This is a genomic window from Nocardia sp. alder85J (genome assembly GCF_020176955.2).
Classification (GTDB): domain Bacteria; phylum Actinomycetota; class Actinomycetes; order Mycobacteriales; family Mycobacteriaceae; genus Nocardia.
Genome location: NZ_JAIUCZ020000003.1, coordinates 183,437 through 200,396 on the forward strand (window position 1 = coordinate 183,437; position 16,960 = coordinate 200,396).

8 protein-coding genes are annotated in these 16,960 nt (G+C 70.1%); 1 reads left to right on the forward strand and 7 read right to left on the reverse strand.

Annotation, left to right across the window (positions count from 1 at the left end; genetic code table 11):
• Window positions 1-20: 20 nt before the first annotated feature.
• From LBW94_RS12205 to LBW94_RS12225, 5 genes are all read right to left on the reverse strand, one after another.
• The gene (locus tag LBW94_RS12205; protein WP_225057755.1) at window positions 21-2,144 is read right to left on the reverse strand and encodes a glycogen debranching N-terminal domain-containing protein; all 2,124 of its coding nucleotides are present in this window, start codon (window positions 2,142-2,144) and stop codon (window positions 21-23) included.
• Window positions 2,141-3,301 (reverse strand): glycosyltransferase family 4 protein, encoded by a 1,161-nt coding sequence (locus tag LBW94_RS12210; protein WP_225057817.1) that lies wholly within the window; start codon window positions 3,299-3,301, stop codon window positions 2,141-2,143. Before LBW94_RS12210 ends, LBW94_RS12205 begins: the two co-directional genes overlap by 4 nt.
• A 318-nt stretch (window positions 3,302-3,619) precedes the next feature.
• Window positions 3,620-4,384: an ABC transporter permease gene (locus LBW94_RS12215; protein ID WP_225057754.1), complete on the reverse strand. Its 765-nt coding sequence runs from the start codon at window positions 4,382-4,384 to the stop codon at window positions 3,620-3,622.
• Window positions 4,381-5,166, reverse strand: a complete 786-nt coding sequence (locus LBW94_RS12220; protein WP_225057753.1) for an ABC transporter permease — start codon at window positions 5,164-5,166, stop codon at window positions 4,381-4,383. Before LBW94_RS12220 ends, LBW94_RS12215 begins: the two co-directional genes overlap by 4 nt.
• Window positions 5,163-6,128 carry an ATP-binding cassette domain-containing protein gene (locus tag LBW94_RS12225; RefSeq protein WP_225057752.1) on the reverse strand — a complete coding sequence of 322 codons (966 nt, stop codon included), beginning with the start codon at window positions 6,126-6,128 and terminating at the stop codon, window positions 5,163-5,165. The genes LBW94_RS12220 and LBW94_RS12225 overlap by 4 nt, the downstream gene beginning before the upstream one ends.
• A 148-nt stretch (window positions 6,129-6,276) precedes the next feature.
• On the opposite strand from LBW94_RS12225, the gene LBW94_RS12230 reads away from it, so the two are divergent.
• Window positions 6,277-7,254, forward strand: a complete 978-nt coding sequence (locus LBW94_RS12230; protein ID WP_225057751.1) for an ABC transporter substrate-binding protein — start codon at window positions 6,277-6,279, stop codon at window positions 7,252-7,254.
• 100 nt (window positions 7,255-7,354) lie between these two features.
• Here the strand turns inward: LBW94_RS12230 and LBW94_RS12235 are convergent, their stop codons facing one another.
• Together LBW94_RS12235 and LBW94_RS12240 are read right to left on the reverse strand one after the other, a co-directional pair.
• Window positions 7,355-11,929 (reverse strand): amino acid adenylation domain-containing protein, encoded by a 4,575-nt coding sequence (locus LBW94_RS12235; protein ID WP_416276895.1) that lies wholly within the window; start codon window positions 11,927-11,929, stop codon window positions 7,355-7,357.
• Window positions 11,914-16,950 (reverse strand): non-ribosomal peptide synthetase, encoded by a 5,037-nt coding sequence (locus LBW94_RS12240; protein ID WP_225057749.1) that lies wholly within the window; start codon window positions 16,948-16,950, stop codon window positions 11,914-11,916. Before LBW94_RS12240 ends, LBW94_RS12235 begins: the two co-directional genes overlap by 16 nt.
• Between the last annotated feature and the right edge of the window lie 10 nt (window positions 16,951-16,960).

Genomic DNA, 16,960 nt, shown 5'->3' on the forward strand with positions numbered 1-16,960 from the left:
GAACACGCCGCGCCCGTGGCTCATCCGGTGATGAGGTGCCAGTCGTCGGGGAGGTTGGCGGTGGTGACCTTGTTGCCTTCGACGGCGAGGTCGATGACCGCGCCGCCGAGGCGGAGGTCGGTGAGGGCGATGCGGCCCCAGCGCGGGGGCAGGTGGGGCTGGATGGTGAGGGTGTGGTTGGGGGCGTCCGGATTCAGGCCGAGGAAGGAGCGGACCAGGAGCAGGGGGGCAGCGCTGGCCCAGGCCTGGGGGGAGCAGGAGGTGGGGTAGGGGACGGGGGCCGAGAAGCGGGAACGGGGGAAGCCGCAGAACAATTCGGGCAGGCGGCCACCGAAGGCGGCGGCGGCGTCCAGCAGGCCGTCGGCGAGGCGGGTGGCCAGTTCGATCGCGCCGGGGATGTGGCGGTAGCGCAGCAGGCCCGCGACCACGATGGCGGTGTCGTGCGGCCACACCGAGCCGTTGTGGTAGCTCATCGGGTTGTAGGCGCCCATGTTCGAGGACAGGGTGCGCAGGCCGAAGCCGGAGTTCATCTCCTCGCTCGACAGCCAGCGGACCAGCAGGTTGGCGTGTTCGTCGGGGACGATGCCGGTCCACAGGCAGTGGCCGACATTACTGGTGAGGGCATCCATACGGCGCTTGTTGCCATCCAATGCGACGGCGTACCAACCTTTTTCGGGGATCCAGAAGGCTTCGGCGAATTTGGTGCGCAGCACCGCGGCCTGGTCGCGCAGTTGCTCGGCGCTGTCCGGATCGTCGAATTCGTCGGCGAGTTCGGCGCGGGCCAGCAGCGCCGCGTAGGCGTAGCCCTGGACCTCGCACAGTGCGATCGGGGTATGCGCGATCTGGCCGGCGGCGTCGTTGATGCCGTCGAAGCTGTCCTTCCAGCCCTGGTTGACCAGGCCGCGGTCGGTGGCGCGCTGGTACTCCAGGAAACCGTCGCCGTCGCGATCGCCGAAGTGCGACATCCATTCCAGCGCCGCGTCGGCGGCGGGCAGCAGCGCCTGCACCACCTCGGCGTCGGCGCCCCAGCGGCGGGCCTCCGCCAGCAGCATCACGAAGATCGGGGTGGCGTCGACGGTGCCGTAATAGGTTTCGCCGCCGAGGACCGCGCCGCTGGCCGGGCCGCGGCGGATCTCGTGCATGATCCGGCCGGGCTGCTCCTCGGTCAGCGGATCGAGCTGGCGCCCTTGCAGTTCCGCCAGCTGCTGCATGGTGCCCAGCGCGAGGCTCATGTCCAGCGGCAGCGCCATCCAGGCGGTGAGCAGGCTGTCGCGGCCGAACAGGGTCATGAACCAGGGCGCCCCGGCGGCGACGAAGGTGCGGCCCTCGCGGGTGTCGTCGTGGATGCGCAGCGCGCCGAGGTCGCTCTCGGTGCGCTGCAACACCGTCGACAGCAGCGGGTTGCCCGCGGTGACCGTGGTCGCGGTGTCACGCCAGGCCTCGATCTTGCGGCCCGGTTCGGTGGATTCGTAGTGCTCACCGGGCCGCAGCTGCACGTGCACCAGCTGATTGGCCAGGGTGGGCTGGGCCAGCAGTTCGGTCTGCCAGCGTTCACCGGGCGGGACCACCACCCGCCACGACAGCGAGCCGGGCAGCATCACCGGCAGCTCCGAGGACGAGATCGACAGTCCGCGCGTGCGGTCCGCGCGATCGTTGAGCAGCAGTTCGTTGTCGGTGACGAGTACCTCGGCCCGGCCGTGCCCGGAGCGGCCCTCCTTGACGGCGAACAGATCGACGAAATCCGCGTCGACGTACAGATCCAGGGCGACCGCGGTGGGTTCGCGGCCGAGGTTCTCCAGCACGATGGTCTCCCGCAGCCCGTCGGCGACCAGGCGCTCGCGCAGTACCAGCAGGGTGCTGTCGGCTGCGCCGGCCCGTGGGGGCCGGCGCAGCACGAAACGAGCGGTGAACGCCTCGGGGCTCAGGACGGACAGCGGATCGGGCCGCTGTCCGTCCAGGCGCAACTCCCACCGGGACACCACGCGCGCGTCACGGAAGAACAACCCGTGCGAGGTGCCCGGTTCGACATCACCGATGCGATCGGAGAGGCAGAAGGTACTTCCCTCGACCAATGTGACCGGGCCACCCCAGCCACCGAGGCCCGCCGGTTCACCGGCATTGAGCGCGGCGGGGGCATCTGTCACGCCGAATCACCTGCCATTCCGCCCGTCAGGGCCGGTTCGCCGGGATACCTGGAGCTACCGGGCTGCACGATGCCGACCGGCCAGGGGGTGAAGACCGAGGCGTCGCGGGCGACCTTGGCGGCCCGCCGCTGCCGCAGCACTGTGCGGTAACACTTCTCGTAACCGCCGCCGAGGGTGTCGGCGCCGAAGTTGGCGACGACGTGATCACGGCACGCCTGCGGATCGTAGGTCTGCACCTCCGCGATCGCCGCCGGCAGTTCGGCGGGATCGTCGCAGATGCGACCGGTGACGCCGTCGACGATCACCTCGGACACGGCGCCGCCGCGCAACGCCACCACCGGCGTCCCGCAGACCATCGCCTCGATCATCACCATGCCGAACGGTTCCTCCCACTGCACCGGGAACAACAGACACTTGGCTTCGGACAACAGTTTTCGTTTGTCGGTCGCGTCGGCCATACCGAAGACCACGTCGTCCTCGGTGAGCAGTGGCCGCACGACCCGCTCGAAGTAGGCCTTCTCCGGCGGCTCGGAACACTTGCCGGCGAGGACGAGTGGCATGCCGACCTCGTGTGCGGCCTGTAGCGCCAGGTGCGGCGCCTTGCACTCGTTGTAACGACCCAGGAACAGAGCGTAGTCGTTCTTCCGCGGCTGGAAGGGCCAATCGTCGACACGGAGCGCATTGTGCACGCGGCCGACCCAGTTCAGATCGGGCGCGATGGCCTGCTGCCGGTCGCTGATCGCGACCATGGCCACGTCGTCGCGGAGTTCGCTGTAATAGGTGTAGCAGTCGCCGTCGACCGGCCCGTGCACGGTGACCACCGTGGGCAGGCCGAGGTCGCGATAGAACAACGCATTCAGCGGTCCGGCGAAGGTGTGGTCGTGCACGATATCGATCCGGTCACACGCGGCGATCTCTTCCAGCGCGCGGCGGATCTTGAGGGCGTGCAACACCTCCGGGAACGGATCGCCGAGCCGCTCGGCCTGGATGTGATCCCAGACCGAGACGAAACGCGTGGCCTTGGTGCCGGGTTCGCCGGCGCCGAGCAAGGTCACCCGATGGCCTCGGTCGACCAGGGCGTCGACCAGATCGGCCACGACGGCCTCGACGCCGCCGTAGGCCTTGGGCGGGACATCGAAATACGGTGGCACCACCATCGCGATGTGCAGTGCTGCCCGGGGGTCGGTGACGAGCTCACCGACAGTGGGCTTTTCGAACGGGGAGAGCGGCGGCGAACTCGCCGCGGACTGCTGGTTGAATCTTGAAGCAGAGAACTGGGGGCTCATGATCCTCCTCACTGAGGAAACACAACCGTAAGCACTCTGGTGCAACGAGTGCTAATTATGCCTGCTCCCGAAGCTGTTGTGAAGATCAAAAATTCTCGCTTTTTAATTTAGAATAGCCACACCCGATTTCGGGCATCCACACCGGCACCGCGTTTCGTGCCACATCCGCACGTCGCCGGGGCGGTTCGTTCAGCCCGCCGCCGCCTTGCGATATCCCCGCACCGCGAGCCCGCCGAACACCAGCGTGAGCCCGGCCGTCCAGGCCAGCACCTGCAACACCGGAACCAGCAGCGGCCCACCGAGGGTGCAGTGCCGCATGGCCTCGATCGCACAACTCATCGGCTGCGCCCGCACGATCGGCTGCAACCAGCCGGGATAATTGGTGACCGGCACGAATCCCGAGTTGAAGAACATCCCCAGCAGGATCAGCACCGAGAACAACTGCACGATCTGCGCGCCGCCCTTGCCCACCGCGACCGACACGACCAGCGCCACGAATCCCGGCATCAGCAGCACCGGCACCAGCAGCACGCCCAGCACACTCCACCAACCGTGGTGGAAACGTAATCCCAGTGCGACACCGAGGATCACGATGACCGCCGTCGCCACCAGGGTGCGCGCGCATTCGGCCAGCAGCCGCCCGGTCAGGCCGGCGCCGCGATGGATCGGCAGCACCCAGAACCGCCGCAGCAGACCGCTCTCGGCCTCCGCGTGCAGCGAGATGCCCGTGCCCATCGCCCCGTACAGGGCGCTGGTCACCGCGATCATCGGGACGAACCCGTACACGGCGCCGGTCCCCGAGGCGGCGGTCAACGCGCGATCGAGCACCAATTGATACATGAGCAGCAACAACACCGGGAAGATCAGCGTGGCGGTCAGCACGTCCTGCTGCCGGGGCCAGCGCCGCACCAGGCGACCGGCCTCCACGAGGCTCTGCGACAGCAGCGTTCTCACTTGCGCCGCCCTTCCACCAGCACCACCGCGGCGCCGAACACGACGGCCAGCCCGGCGATCCACGCGACCGTGATCGGCAACTCCGCGGCGAATCGCCCGTCCGCCAGCGCCCGCAGGGCCGCCGCCGCCTGGGACACCGGCTGATTCCGCACGAACGGCTGGATCCAGCCCGGAAAGCCTTCCGCCGGAACCAGACCCGTGGACAGCATGACCAGCAGCAACTGCGGGATGAGCAGCACCGAGGCGCCGGTGCCCGGATCGCCGGTGATCGCCCCGAGCAGGTCGGCGCCGATCACCAGGGCCAGCCCGAAAGCCAGTGCCAGCAGTACGAACACGATCGCCGCGCCCGTGCCGTGGAATCGGAAGCCGAAGATCGTGCCGATCACCAGCGCACCGGCGACGGCGACCACGCCCCGCAGCACATTGGCCGACATCCGGGCCGCCGTCGGCAGCCAGGATCCGACCGGCAGCGAGCGCAACCGGGTGCCCATCCCGCCGGCCGTGTCACGCGCGGCGCGGTCGCCCGCCGACATCGCGGTGAAGAACATGCCCTGCACCACGATCACCGGCGCCAGGTACTGCACGTATCCGCCGCCCCCGGCTTCCATCGAATGTCGCAGCGGCACATAGAAACACACGAAGAAGATCATCGGCGCGAGGAAACCGAAGGGCAGATCGCCGTCGCGCAGCGCGGCGCGCACGGTGCGGCCGCTCAGCGCCGCCCACTGCTGCCACGGCGAGACCCGCCATTCCGCTTCGGAATTCACGGTGGCGGTGCTCACGAGGCCACCCCGACCGGCTTGCGGGTGAGTTCGATGAAGACCTCGTCCAGCGAGGGCCGCCGCAGCGCGATATCGATGAGATCGATATCCGCCTCGGTGATGCGGCGCAGCACCTCGGTCAGCGTAGCCGGGCCGCCGGGCGCCGGCAGCGACACCCGGTCGGCGGAATCGGCCACCGTGGCCTCGCCCAGGCCCGCCAGCGCCGCGACCACCGCGGGCACATCGTTCGCGGACACCGGCACCACCTCGCAATAGCTGCTGCCGGAGCGGGCCTTCAGCTCGTCGGCGGTGCCCTCGGCGATCACCGTGCCGTGGTCGACGACGATGATGTTGTCGCTGAGCGCGTCCGCCTCCTCCAGGTACTGGGTGGTGAGCAGGATCGTCACCCCCTGGTCGCGCAGCTCGCGGACCAGCGACCACACGCCCTGCCGGCTCACCGGATCCAGGCCGGTGGTCGGCTCGTCCAGGAAGACCACCTCGGGCAGTCGCACCAGCCCGCAGGCGATATCGATGCGCCGGCGCATACCGCCGGAGTACTGGCCCACCCGCCGGTCGGCCGCGTCGGTCAACTCGAATCGCGCCAGCAGTTCGTCGGCGCGCCGCTTGGCCTCCTGGGCCCGCAACCCCAGCAGCCGGCCGAACAGCACCAGATTCTCGCGGCCGGTGAGTACCTCGTCGAGGGCGGCGTACTGGCCGGTCAACATGATCGAGGAGCGCACCCGCGCCGCATCGCGGACCACGTCGTAACCGGCCACCCGGGCCTGCCCGGCATCGGGCCGGATCAGCGTGGACAGCACCGACACGGTGGTGGTCTTCCCCGCGCCGTTGGGCCCCAGCACCCCGAGGACGCTGCCCGCGGGCACCTGGAAACTGATGCCGCGCAGGGCTTTCACCTCCCCGAAGCTCTTCTCGACCGAATCGACCACGATGGCGGCCTCCGCGGCCACGCCTGCTCCCGACACCCGGCTTCTCCATCCCGCGCCCGCCCCCTGCGGCCCGAGCGCTTCTCCGACAATCGATGGTAAGGCTAACCTAAACAACAGTCGGTGCGCCAGGATGTTCTCTGCTGCGCGCACCGACCCGGCACAGCGAGGAAAGTGAGTGCAACCCATGAGATCTGCCCGATTGTCCCGAACCTGGGCCCGCGCGGCCGCCGGAATACTCGCCGGTCTGGTCGTCGTAGGCCTGGCCGGCTGCGGTACGAGCAGCGACGGGACCGATTCCGGCGCCGGTGCGGTGACCATCCCGCACGCCTTCGGGCAGACGTCCGTCCCGCAGGTCCCGAAGCGCATCGTGGCCATCGGCAATCAGTGGCTGGACGCGGCCCTGGCCCTGGGGGTCACGCCGGTCGGCTACCTCGACAACGTGGCCATGGTCAGCAAGAGCCGGACCGCCTGGGATCCCGACACGCTGGGCCGGGCCACGCAGCTGAGCAACAACGATCTGGCCGAATCGGTGGCGGCGCTGGACCCGGATCTGATCCTCGCCGACGGCTACTACGCCGACGAGAAGATGTACACCACGTTCAGCAAGATCGCGCCGACACTGCCCGCCCTGAGCAAGTCCATGGTGACCCCGTGGCAGGACCAGACCACCGCGCTGGGCAAGGTGCTGCACAAGGATGCCGATGCCGCCGCGATCGTCGCGAAGGTGACCGGCCGCATCGACGCACTCGCGCAGCAGTATCCGGGGCTGCACGGCAAGACCTTCGCCAGCACCTGGCTGGCCGGGCCGAGTCAGCTGATGGTGCTCATCGATCCGAAGGACGGCTCCACCTCGCTGTTCACCGCACTCGGCCTGCACATCCCGGAGCAACTGGCGGCGCTGCCGAGCAACGGCGGCCGCACCCAGCTGTCCCCGGAGCGGGTCGACGAACTCCAGGTGGATCTGCTGCTCGCCGCCACCTCCCCCGGCCTGGCCGACACCTACCGGCACTTCCCCGGCTACGACAACCTGCCCGCTGTCCGCAAACACGCTGTGGCGGAACTGGATACGCAGGACATCGCCGGGCTGAACCAGCCCACCGCGCTGTCGCTGCCCTATCTGCTGGACAAGATCGAGCCCGCGCTCGCGGCCGCGGCGTCCTAGCGATACCGCCGCGGATCGTCTGGGCCGCCCGACACCTCGGCGGGGCGGCCCGGTCGGCGGGCATTCCGACAGTGCGGCAGCAGGGCCCGGCGCACACGGGTCAGCGCAGCGCGGCGGTGAGGGCGGCCACGCTGCGTTCCCACAGTTCCAGCAGATGACCGGAATCCGCTTCGGTGAACAGAGTTTCGCTCCAGCGCCAGATCGCGATCAGTTCGGGGCCACCGGCGCCGGGGCGGACCGCGGTGATCAGATCCAGTGCATGGCGCAACGGGAGATCCGGTTCGGGCATCAGCGGAAGCTGTTCGTGCAGCACCGGATCCGGGACCGGTCGCCACGGTGCGGTTACGGCCGCGCCACCCGCCAGATCCAGGCGGCCCAGGTGGTCGAACAGGACCTGGGGGTCCGGGGCCGGGGCCGGGGCCGGGGCGCTGTAACGGAGCGACCCGTAGTCCAGGCCCTTGTTCGGCACCGCGGCGGCCTCGGCGGCCACGGTGCGCAGCAGTGCGACGGCTGCGGCCGGATCTCGTTCGGCGCGAAGAAGATCCGCTTCGGCACCGGCTGCCACCAGCAGTGGGTGGACAGTGGTGAACCAGCCCAGGGTGCGGGTGGTGTCGGTGGCCAGCACGGTGTCCTCGCGACCGTGGCCTTCCAGGGCGACCAGCAGGCCCGCTGCCGCGCGGCCCTGTTCGGCGCGCCACTGGGTCACCGTGAGCACCAGGGCCGACAGCAGGAATGCGGCCAGATCGGGTTTGCCCGCGCCGCCGGTGCCGTCGAGGATGGCCCGGGTGCGTTCGGGTGAGGCGATCGACTGCATGGTCCGGTAGGAGGACCAGGTGTCGATGCGGGGGTCGGGTGCCCGGCGGCCCACCGGTGGATCCGGCTGTTCCAGCTGGGCGCTCCAGAAGGCCCGCTGGGCTTGCACTTCCGGCGCGGCGGCACGTTCCGACAGTAGGTGCGCCCACTGCCGGTAGCCGGTGAACTCGGCGGGCAGCGCGATCGGGGTGTCACCGGAGCCCAGGCGGGACCAGGCGTCGGCGAGGTCCGCGAAGACGATCTCCCAGGACACCGGATCGATCGCGAGGTGGTGGACCGCGAGCAGCAGCAGGTCGCCGTCGCGACGGCGGAATCGCACCGCCCGCAGCAACACTCCCGTGGCGGGGTCGATCCGCTCGATCGCGGCGTGGGCCGCGTTCGCCAGCGCCGACGTGGGATCGCCGTCGACCATGATCTCGGTGAGCAGGTCGGCGGCGCGGACGGTCCCGGGTTCACGGGTGATCACCTCGTCGCCGATGAGCCTGGTGCGCAACATGTCGTGACCGTCGAGCAGCGCTTGCAGCACCGTTTCCAGGCCGCCGCGGTCCAGTCCGTCCGGCAGTGTGAGCACCGTCGTCAGGGCCAGGCGGCGGAAGCCGCCGTACTCGAACATCCAGGACATGATCGGAGTTCGTGGCACGGCGCCGTATTCCACGGCGCCGGTCGCGGTGACGGTGGCGGTGCGGTCGTCGACGGCCGCGGCGAGATCGCGAATCGAGGCCGCGGACAACACCATTGCGGGGCTGATCGGGAGACCGGCCTGCCGGGCCTTGTTGACCAGGGCGATGGCGACGATGCTGTCCATGCCCAGGGCGAAGAAATCCTCGTCGAGGGCCAGGCTACGGCCGTCGAACAATTCGGCCAGCACCTGCACCAGCTGTTGTTCCGTCTCGGTGTGCGCGGTCGCCGATTCGCCTGTCGCCGTGCTCCTTCCGGCGAGCAGTTGCTCGGCGCGGCGGCCGAGTTCCCGGGCGTCGAGTTTGCCGTTCACCGTCACCGGCAGTTGCGGAATCACCGAGATGCGGGCCGGGATCATATATCCCGGCAACCGGTCGGTGAGCGCGGAGCGCAACCGGACCGGGTCGAGGTGCTGTCCGGCCACGGGCACCGCGAATCCGACCAGGGTGGCGCTACCCGCGCGCCGCACCACGGCCACGGCCGCCGTGCCGACGCCGGGCAGGCGGCGCAGCGCCGTCTCGATCTCGCCGATCTCGATGCGGTAGCCACGCACCTTGACCTGGTCGTCGGCGCGGCCGAGATAGGCCAGGGCACCGTCGTGGCGGTGCCGCACCAGATCACCGGTCCGATACATGCGGTGACCCGGCCGGAACGGATCGGCGACGAAGCGTTCGGCGGTGCCGGCCGGGCGGGTGATGTAGCCGCGAGCCACCTGCGCGCCGGACAGATACAGCTCGCCGACCACGCCGTGCGGGACCGGGCGCAGCCGGGAATCCAGGACGTAACCGGACATGGTGGCCGTCGGCGCGCCGATGGCCGGGGCCGCGGTCTCGGCGACCGCGGCGACGACCGCTTCCACCGTCGTCTCGGTGGGGCCGTAGCAGTTGTGGACGGCGGTATCCGGCAGCGCTCGCAGCCGGTTCCAGAGGGCGGCCTCGATCGCCTCGCCGCCGAGGGCCAGCACGGCGGGTGCGCGATCCAGCAGCCCGGCCGCGACCAGCTGCGCGAACATCGAAGGAGTGGTGTCGATCATGTCGATGCCGTGGTCGGTCATGCCCCGCACCAGCCGCTGGGCGTCGCGCATCTCGTCGGCGTCGAAGAGGTGGATCTCCTGGCCCGCCAGCAGGCCGACCATCGGCTGCCAGGAGGCGTCGAAGCTCAGCGACCAGGCGTGCGCGATCCGCAGCGGGCGGCGCAACCGGGCCGTCGCCGGGGCGTAGACCCGATCCCGATGGTCGGCGAAATATCCGGCCAGCGCCCGGTTGGTACCGACCACGCCCTTGGGTTCACCGGTGGATCCGGAGGTGAAGATCACGTAGGCCGCGTGTCCGGCCCGGCGTGCCACCATCGGAGGTATCGCATCGCGATCCGCAATGCGTTGTGCGACAGCGGGATCGTCGAGCACCAGCACCGGGCCGTCCCATTCGGACAGCAGCGGCGCGCCTTCGGCGACAGCCATCGCCAGTACCGGATCCGACTGCCGCAGAATCGATTCGATCCGCGTCGCGGGCAGCGAGAGGTCCACGGGGACATAGGCGGCCCCCGCGCCGAGCACACCCAGCAGCCCCACGATCGAGCGCACCGAACGCGGCAGCGCCAGGGCCACGACATGTTCCGGGCCGACACCCCGCTCACCGAGTTCGGCGGCCAGCCGGGCCGCGGCCTCGTGCAGCGCACGATAGGTGAGGCGTTCGCCGGCGCCGGTGCTCAGCGCGACCGCCTCGGGTGTGGTGCGCGCCTGCCGCTCGAACAGCTCCCACACCGTCGATGCGTCGCGGCCGGATTCGGTGGTGACCGAACCGGATTGCTCACCGATGGCGGCCCGCGCGCGGCGCCCGGCGGCGGCGGACAGTTCGGCGCGTTCGGCGGAGGTGAGGACGTCCAGGGCGTCCGGGCCCGCGTCGCCGATGTCGGGAAGCTGCCGCAGGATCGAGAGGAGTCGTTCGCCGAGTTCGTCGGAGGGTAGTTCCGGGAGTGCGCCGGGGAGCGCCTCCACGACGATCACCAGTTCCTTGCCGAACATGTGCGACACCACGGTCAGCGGGTAGTGCGCGAGGCTTTCCAGTTCGACCGGGCGGAAGGTGACGCCGGTCGAGCTGGTCACCGGGTTGATCGCGTCGCCGATCGGCATGTTCTCGAAGACGAAGAGGGTGTCGAAGAGGGCGGCGTGACCGGTGGCACGCTGGACGGACGACAAACTGACGTAACCGATATCGCGCATGGCGGCGGACTCGCGCTGCAAGCGGCGGCACTGTTCCACCACGCTGGTGTCGTCGATCCGGCACACCACCGGCACCGTGTTGATGAACAGCCCGATCATCCGCTCGACGCCCGAAAGTTGTTCCGGGCGACCGGAGATGGTCGTGCCGTAGACGACGTCGGAGCGGTCGGAGAGCCGGCCGAGCAGGACCGTCCAGGCGTACTGCACGGCGGTGTTCAGGGTCAGGCCGTGCTCGCGGGACCACTGTTGCAGCCGCTGCGTCCGCTCGTCGGACAGCACGCCGAACGACTTCTGCGGCACCGCCGTTCCGGTTCGGACGACGCCCTCGGCGAGCATCAGCGGGGTCTCGATCCCGGCGAGGTAGCGGGTCCAGGCGGCGGAGGCGGCGGCGGCATCCTGTGCGGCGATCCAGCCGATGAAATCACGGTACAGGCGCACCGGCGGCAGCGTGTCCGTCGAACCCCCGGCCTCGTACACGGCGAACAGTTCGCCGATGAAGACCGAGGTGGACCAGCCGTCCATCAGGATGTGATGGGCGGTGAGGATCAAGCGGCGGCGGGCGGGCTCCGCACCGGGCACGGTCAGCAGCACGATGCGCAGGGCCGGGCCGCGGCGCAGATCGAAGGGGCGGTGCCGTTCGGCGGTCGCGACGGCCGCGAATTCCGTTGGCTGCGCGTCTTGTTCGGACCAGGGCAGTTCGGCGTGCGAGGGCACGATCTGCACCGGGCGGGGCAGATCGCGGTCCCGGAACGACACCCGCAGATTGGGGTGCCGCCGCAGCAGGGCCTCGCTGCTGCGGCGCAGCAACTCCACATCCAGCGGGCCGTCGATGTCGACGACGAACTGCATCGTGTAGAGGTCGATGCCGTCACCGGTCAGGGACGACAGCGAGTACAGGCCCTCCTGTAAGGGGCTGAGCGCCAGCACATCCTCGATGCGGGGCTTGGTCACCGGTCCTCCCAGTCCGATTCGAGGGCGGCGAGGGCGGCGGCGTCCAGTCCGGAGACGCTCATCGCCTCGTGGTGCTGGTCGGGGGGCGTCTCGGCCGGGCCGGTGGCCTGCGCCGATTCGGCGTCGACCGCGGCGGCCAGTTCGGCGATCGTCGCGTATTCGAACACCATCTGCGGGGTCAGCGCCAGGCCGCGTTCGGCGGCCCGCGACGACCACTGCACACAGATCACACTGTCGCCGCCGAGGGCGAAGAAGCCGTCCTCGGGACCGACGTCGGTGACGTCGAGCAGTTCCTCCAGCAGCGCGATCAGTCGCCGCTCGGTCTCGCCGCCGGAACCGGTTGCGGTACTGGATCGTTCGACCGGCGCGGCCGGGACCGGCGGCGCCAGCAGTCGTTCCAGCCGGACCGGGTCCAGCACCTCGAGGTCGGCCACCCGGCGATCGGGGGCGGTGGCGAAGGCGGTCAGCACGTCCACCAGCGCGTCCGCGAGCACACCGGCGGTATCCGGTTCGTACAGATCGGCATTCGCGACGACGAGCACGTCCAGGCCGCCGTCGGTGCGGACGTCCAGGCTGACGCTCAGATCCACCAGCGCCGTGTCGAGGGTGACCTGCAACGGGATCAGCGTGGTGTCGCCGGTGCCGTCGAGGTCGACCGATTCCGGAGCCCAGTCCGCGCCGCGGAACTGGATCATGGTCTGGTACAGCATCTGCCGGGAACTCGACCGCAGCGGATCGAGCACCTCGATCAGCCGCTGCACGGGCAGTTCCTGACAGGTGTGCGCGTCGAGCACGACATCGCGGCCGCGGCCGACCATTTCGCGCAGCGTCGGCTCACCCGACAGGTCGTTGCGCAGCACCACCATGTTGGCGAACAAGCCGACCAGATCGGTGACGGCCTCATCGACGCGTCCCGACATCGGGGTGCCGATCGGGATGTCCGGACCACCCCCGAGCCGGTGCAGCAATGTCGCCAATGCCGCTTGGTACAGCATGAATTCGCTGGCGCCGGACTGTTCGGCGAGGGTGACCAGACCGCTGCGCAGCTGCGCGGCCACACCACGGACAGCGGTCACGCCACGCTTGCCCAGCAGCGCCGGGCGAGGCCGATCGTGGCCGACCGACACCTCCTCCGGCAGACCCGCCAGCGCGGTACGCCAGTAACCGACCAGATCCCGCCCGTACGCTCCGGCCGGCAGGCCGTCGCCGTCCGGATCGAAGACATCGCGTTGCCACAGTGCGTAATCGGAGTACTGGATCGGCAGCACGGGCCGTTGCGGCGCGACCGCGCCGATGCGGGCCCGGTAGGCGGCGACCAGATCCATCAGCAGGATGCTCAGCGAGCCGTGATCGATGACGATGTGATGGGCGACCATCGACAGCACGTGCACATCGCCGCCGAGTGCGAACAGTTCGGTCCGGATCAGCGCTTCGCGGTCCAGGACGAAGGGGTGGTCGGCGCGCTCGGCCATCGCCACGTCCAGCTGTTCCGGCGCGATCCGCGTGATCGGCAGCGGCACCTCCAGAGTCGGATGCACGAACTGGTACGGGATCCCGCCGTCCTCCGGGAAGACGGTGCGCAGCGATTCGTGCCGGGCGACCACGTCGGCGACGGCGGCGGCCAGGGCCGCGGTGTCCAGCGGGCCCTCCAGACGCACCGAGAAGGGGATGTTGCCGAGCTTGCCCGGCCCCGCCAGCCGGTACTGGTACCACATCGGCAGCTGCGCGTACGACAGCGGAATCCGTTCCGGGCGTTGGCGTTCGGTCACCGGTGGCCGGGTCGCGCGGATCCGGTGCGCCGATTCGTCCCCGGCGCCGACCGGATCCCGGGCCGGGTCGCTGTCCAGCCGGGTGGCCAGGCCGCCCGGGGTGGGGGTGTCGAAGATGGTGCGCACCGGTAGTTCCACGCCCAGATCGGCGCGGATGCGCGCGGTCAGCCGCGCGGCCAGCAGCGAATGGCCGCCGAGCTCGAAGAACGAGTCGTCGGTGCCGACGCGGTCCAGGTCGAACAGGGCGGCGAAGATGGCGCAGATCCGGCGTTCGGTCTCGGTCGCCGGCTCCCGGTATTCGCGGCGCGCCACCGGCGCCGGATCGGGCAGTGCCCGCTTGTCCAGCTTTCCGTTGACGGTCACCGGGATCCGGTCGATGACGGTCACCGTGGCGGGCACCATGTACTCCGGCAGCGTCGCCCCGACATGGGCGCGCACGTCCTCGGGATCCACCGCAGCGGCCTCGGCGCCCACCACGTAGGCGGCCAGCGCGGGCCCGGTGACCGGGTCGTCGACGACGGTCACCACCCCCTGCGCCACCCGCGGATGGGTGGCGAGGGCGGATTCGATCTCGCCGAGTTCGATCCGGAAACCGCGCACCTTCACCTGTTCGTCGGCGCGGCCGATGAATTCGATCTCGCCGCGAGCGTTGCGGCGGGCCAGATCGCCGGTGCGGTAGAGGCGCACGCCGGGGGTGAAGGGATCGGCGACGAAACGTTGCGCGGACAGCCCCGCGCGGCCCAGGTAGCCGCGGGCCAATTGGGTTCCGCCCAGGTAGATCTCGCCGACCACGCCGTCCGGGACCAGTTGCAGCGACTGATCCAGCAGGTACACATGGACATTCGCGTTGGGGACGCCGATCGGGACGATGACGCCGCCCTGCGGTCCGGACACCTGCATGTGCGTCGCGCAGACGACGGCCTCGGTGGGGCCGTAGTGGTTGCGCAGTTCGGCGTCGAAGACCTTGGCGAAGCGGTCGGCCACCTCGCCGGGCAGCGCCTCGCCGCCGACCGGGACGCGGCGCAGCGACCGCCACCGGCTGACCTCGGGCAGCAGCAGGAGCGTGCTCAGCATCGAGGGCACCATCTGCATCCCGGTCACGCCGTGCGTGGTGATCAGGTCGGCGATGTACCGGATATCGCCCAGCGCACCGGGTTTCGGGATGACCAGGCAGCCGCCGACGGTCAGGGTGACGAAGATGTCGCCCAGCGAGGCGTCGAAACTCACCGAGGCCGTTTGCAGGCAGCGCTCGTCCGGGGTGACGCCCCATTCGGCGCTGAAGGTCGAGATGTGTTCGGCGATGGCGTGATGCGCCACCGGGACACCCTTGGGCATGCCGGTCGAGCCGGAGGTGTAGATCACGTAGGCGAGGTGGCCGGGCAGTAGCGGCCGCACCCGGTCCGCATCGGCCGGGTCGGTGTCCGGGCGGTCCGCGGCGGCCTGCTCGGCCGCCCGGAGCTCGTCCGCGCCGAGCACCAGGGCCGGGCCCGCGTCCTCGATCATGTAACCGATCCGGTCCGCCGGGTGGGCGGGGTCGATGGGCAGGTAGGCGGCACCGGCCTTGAGCACCGCCGTCGCCGCGACCAGGAATTCCACCGAGGCGCTCAGGCGCAGCGCGACGATGTCCTCCGGGCCGATGCCGGAGCCGATCAGCCAGTGCGCCAGACGATTCGAGCGACCGTTCCATTGTGCGTAGGTGAGCGACTCCTGGTCCGACACCAGGGCGAGCGCGTCCGGGGCCGCGGTGACCCGGGCCTGCACCAGATCGACCAGGGTTGCGGCGGGGCTGTCGACGAGCGGTCCGTGCGACCGTGCCAGCACGGTGCCGCGACCGTCGCCGAGCAGGTCCAGGGCGCACACCGGGCGGGCGGGTTCGGCCAGCGCGCTCTCCAGCAGGTGCACGTAGTGCGCGAGCAGCTGTTCGATCAGGTCGACGCCGAAGCGGTCCACCCAGTATTCGGCCTCCACCAGATCCCCGGCCGCATCGGAGGCCACGGTCAGTGCCAGCGGCAGCTGGGCGGCGGTCGGCGCACCCAGGTCGATCACCTCGGCCCGCACGCCGGGCAGATCGAATCCGGCCGCGTCACGACGGACGCTGAAACCGAGCCGCACCAGCCGTTCCGCGCCGTCCCGGCCGCCGAGCCGCTGCGGATTCAGTTCCCGCACCACACGATCGATGCCGAGCCGCTGGTGGGCGAACGCGCCGAGGCAGACCTGCCGGGTGGCCTCGACCAGTGCGTCGAAATCGTCCTGTGGTGCGACGGTCTGCCGGATCAGCAGCGTGTTGCCGAAGTAGCCGATCAGCGCCTCCGCATCGGCGCCGCGCCGCTCGGTGATGGGCACCGAGACCAGGAAATCCGTTGCGGCCGTGTAGCGATGGATGAGCGCACCGAAACCGGCCAGCAGCACCATGAATCGGCTGGCGCCGTGGGCGCGGGCGAACGTGTCGACCCGGCCCAGCAATCCGTCCGGCAGCCGGAACGCGTGCCGCTGCGCCTGCGTCGAGGGCGCGAGCACCGGCGGGCCCGGCAGCTCGAGCGCCGCCGGAATCGGTGGCAGCGCGGTGCGCCAGTAGTCCAGATCGGATTCGTCGGCGACCTCGGGGTCGATCGCCAGATCCACGAATTGCACCGGGGCCGTGCCGGAATCGGGCTGCTCACCCCGGTAGGCGGCGTTCAGCCCGGCGAAGAAGACCGGCCAGGAGTCGTCGTCCCAGCAGATGTGGTGCGCGACGAACACCAGCACGTGCTCCTCGACTCCGACCCGGATCAGGCTGAGCCGCAACGGCGCATCGATACCGAGATCGAAGGGGTGGCCGAACTCCCGCCGCGCCAGCACCGCCACCCGGCGGGTGCGGTCGTCCTCGCCGAGGGCGGACAGGTCGTGTACCTGCCAGGCCACCGTGGCGTCGTCGGAGAACACCTGATAGGGCTCACCGGCGTCGTCCAGCCCGTAGCCGGTGCGCAGGATGGCGTGCCGGGCCACGACCGACCTCACCGCCGCATGCAACCGCTGCGCGTCCAATGGTCCGGTGAGCCGGTATGCCACACAGAGATTGAGGGTGGTGTCCTCCGGATCCCAGGTCTGGAGGAACCACAGCCGCTGCTGACCGGCGCTCAACGGCCGCCGCTCCCCGGCCCGCACCCGTGGTGTCTCGGCCGGGCCCGCCTCGGCCAGCCCCTGCTCCCGCATGCGGCGGCGCAGCAGCGCCATCCGGCGATCGAGTGTGCTCACACCGGCTTCGGTGGCGTCGCTGTCCGACATATCTCTGCGC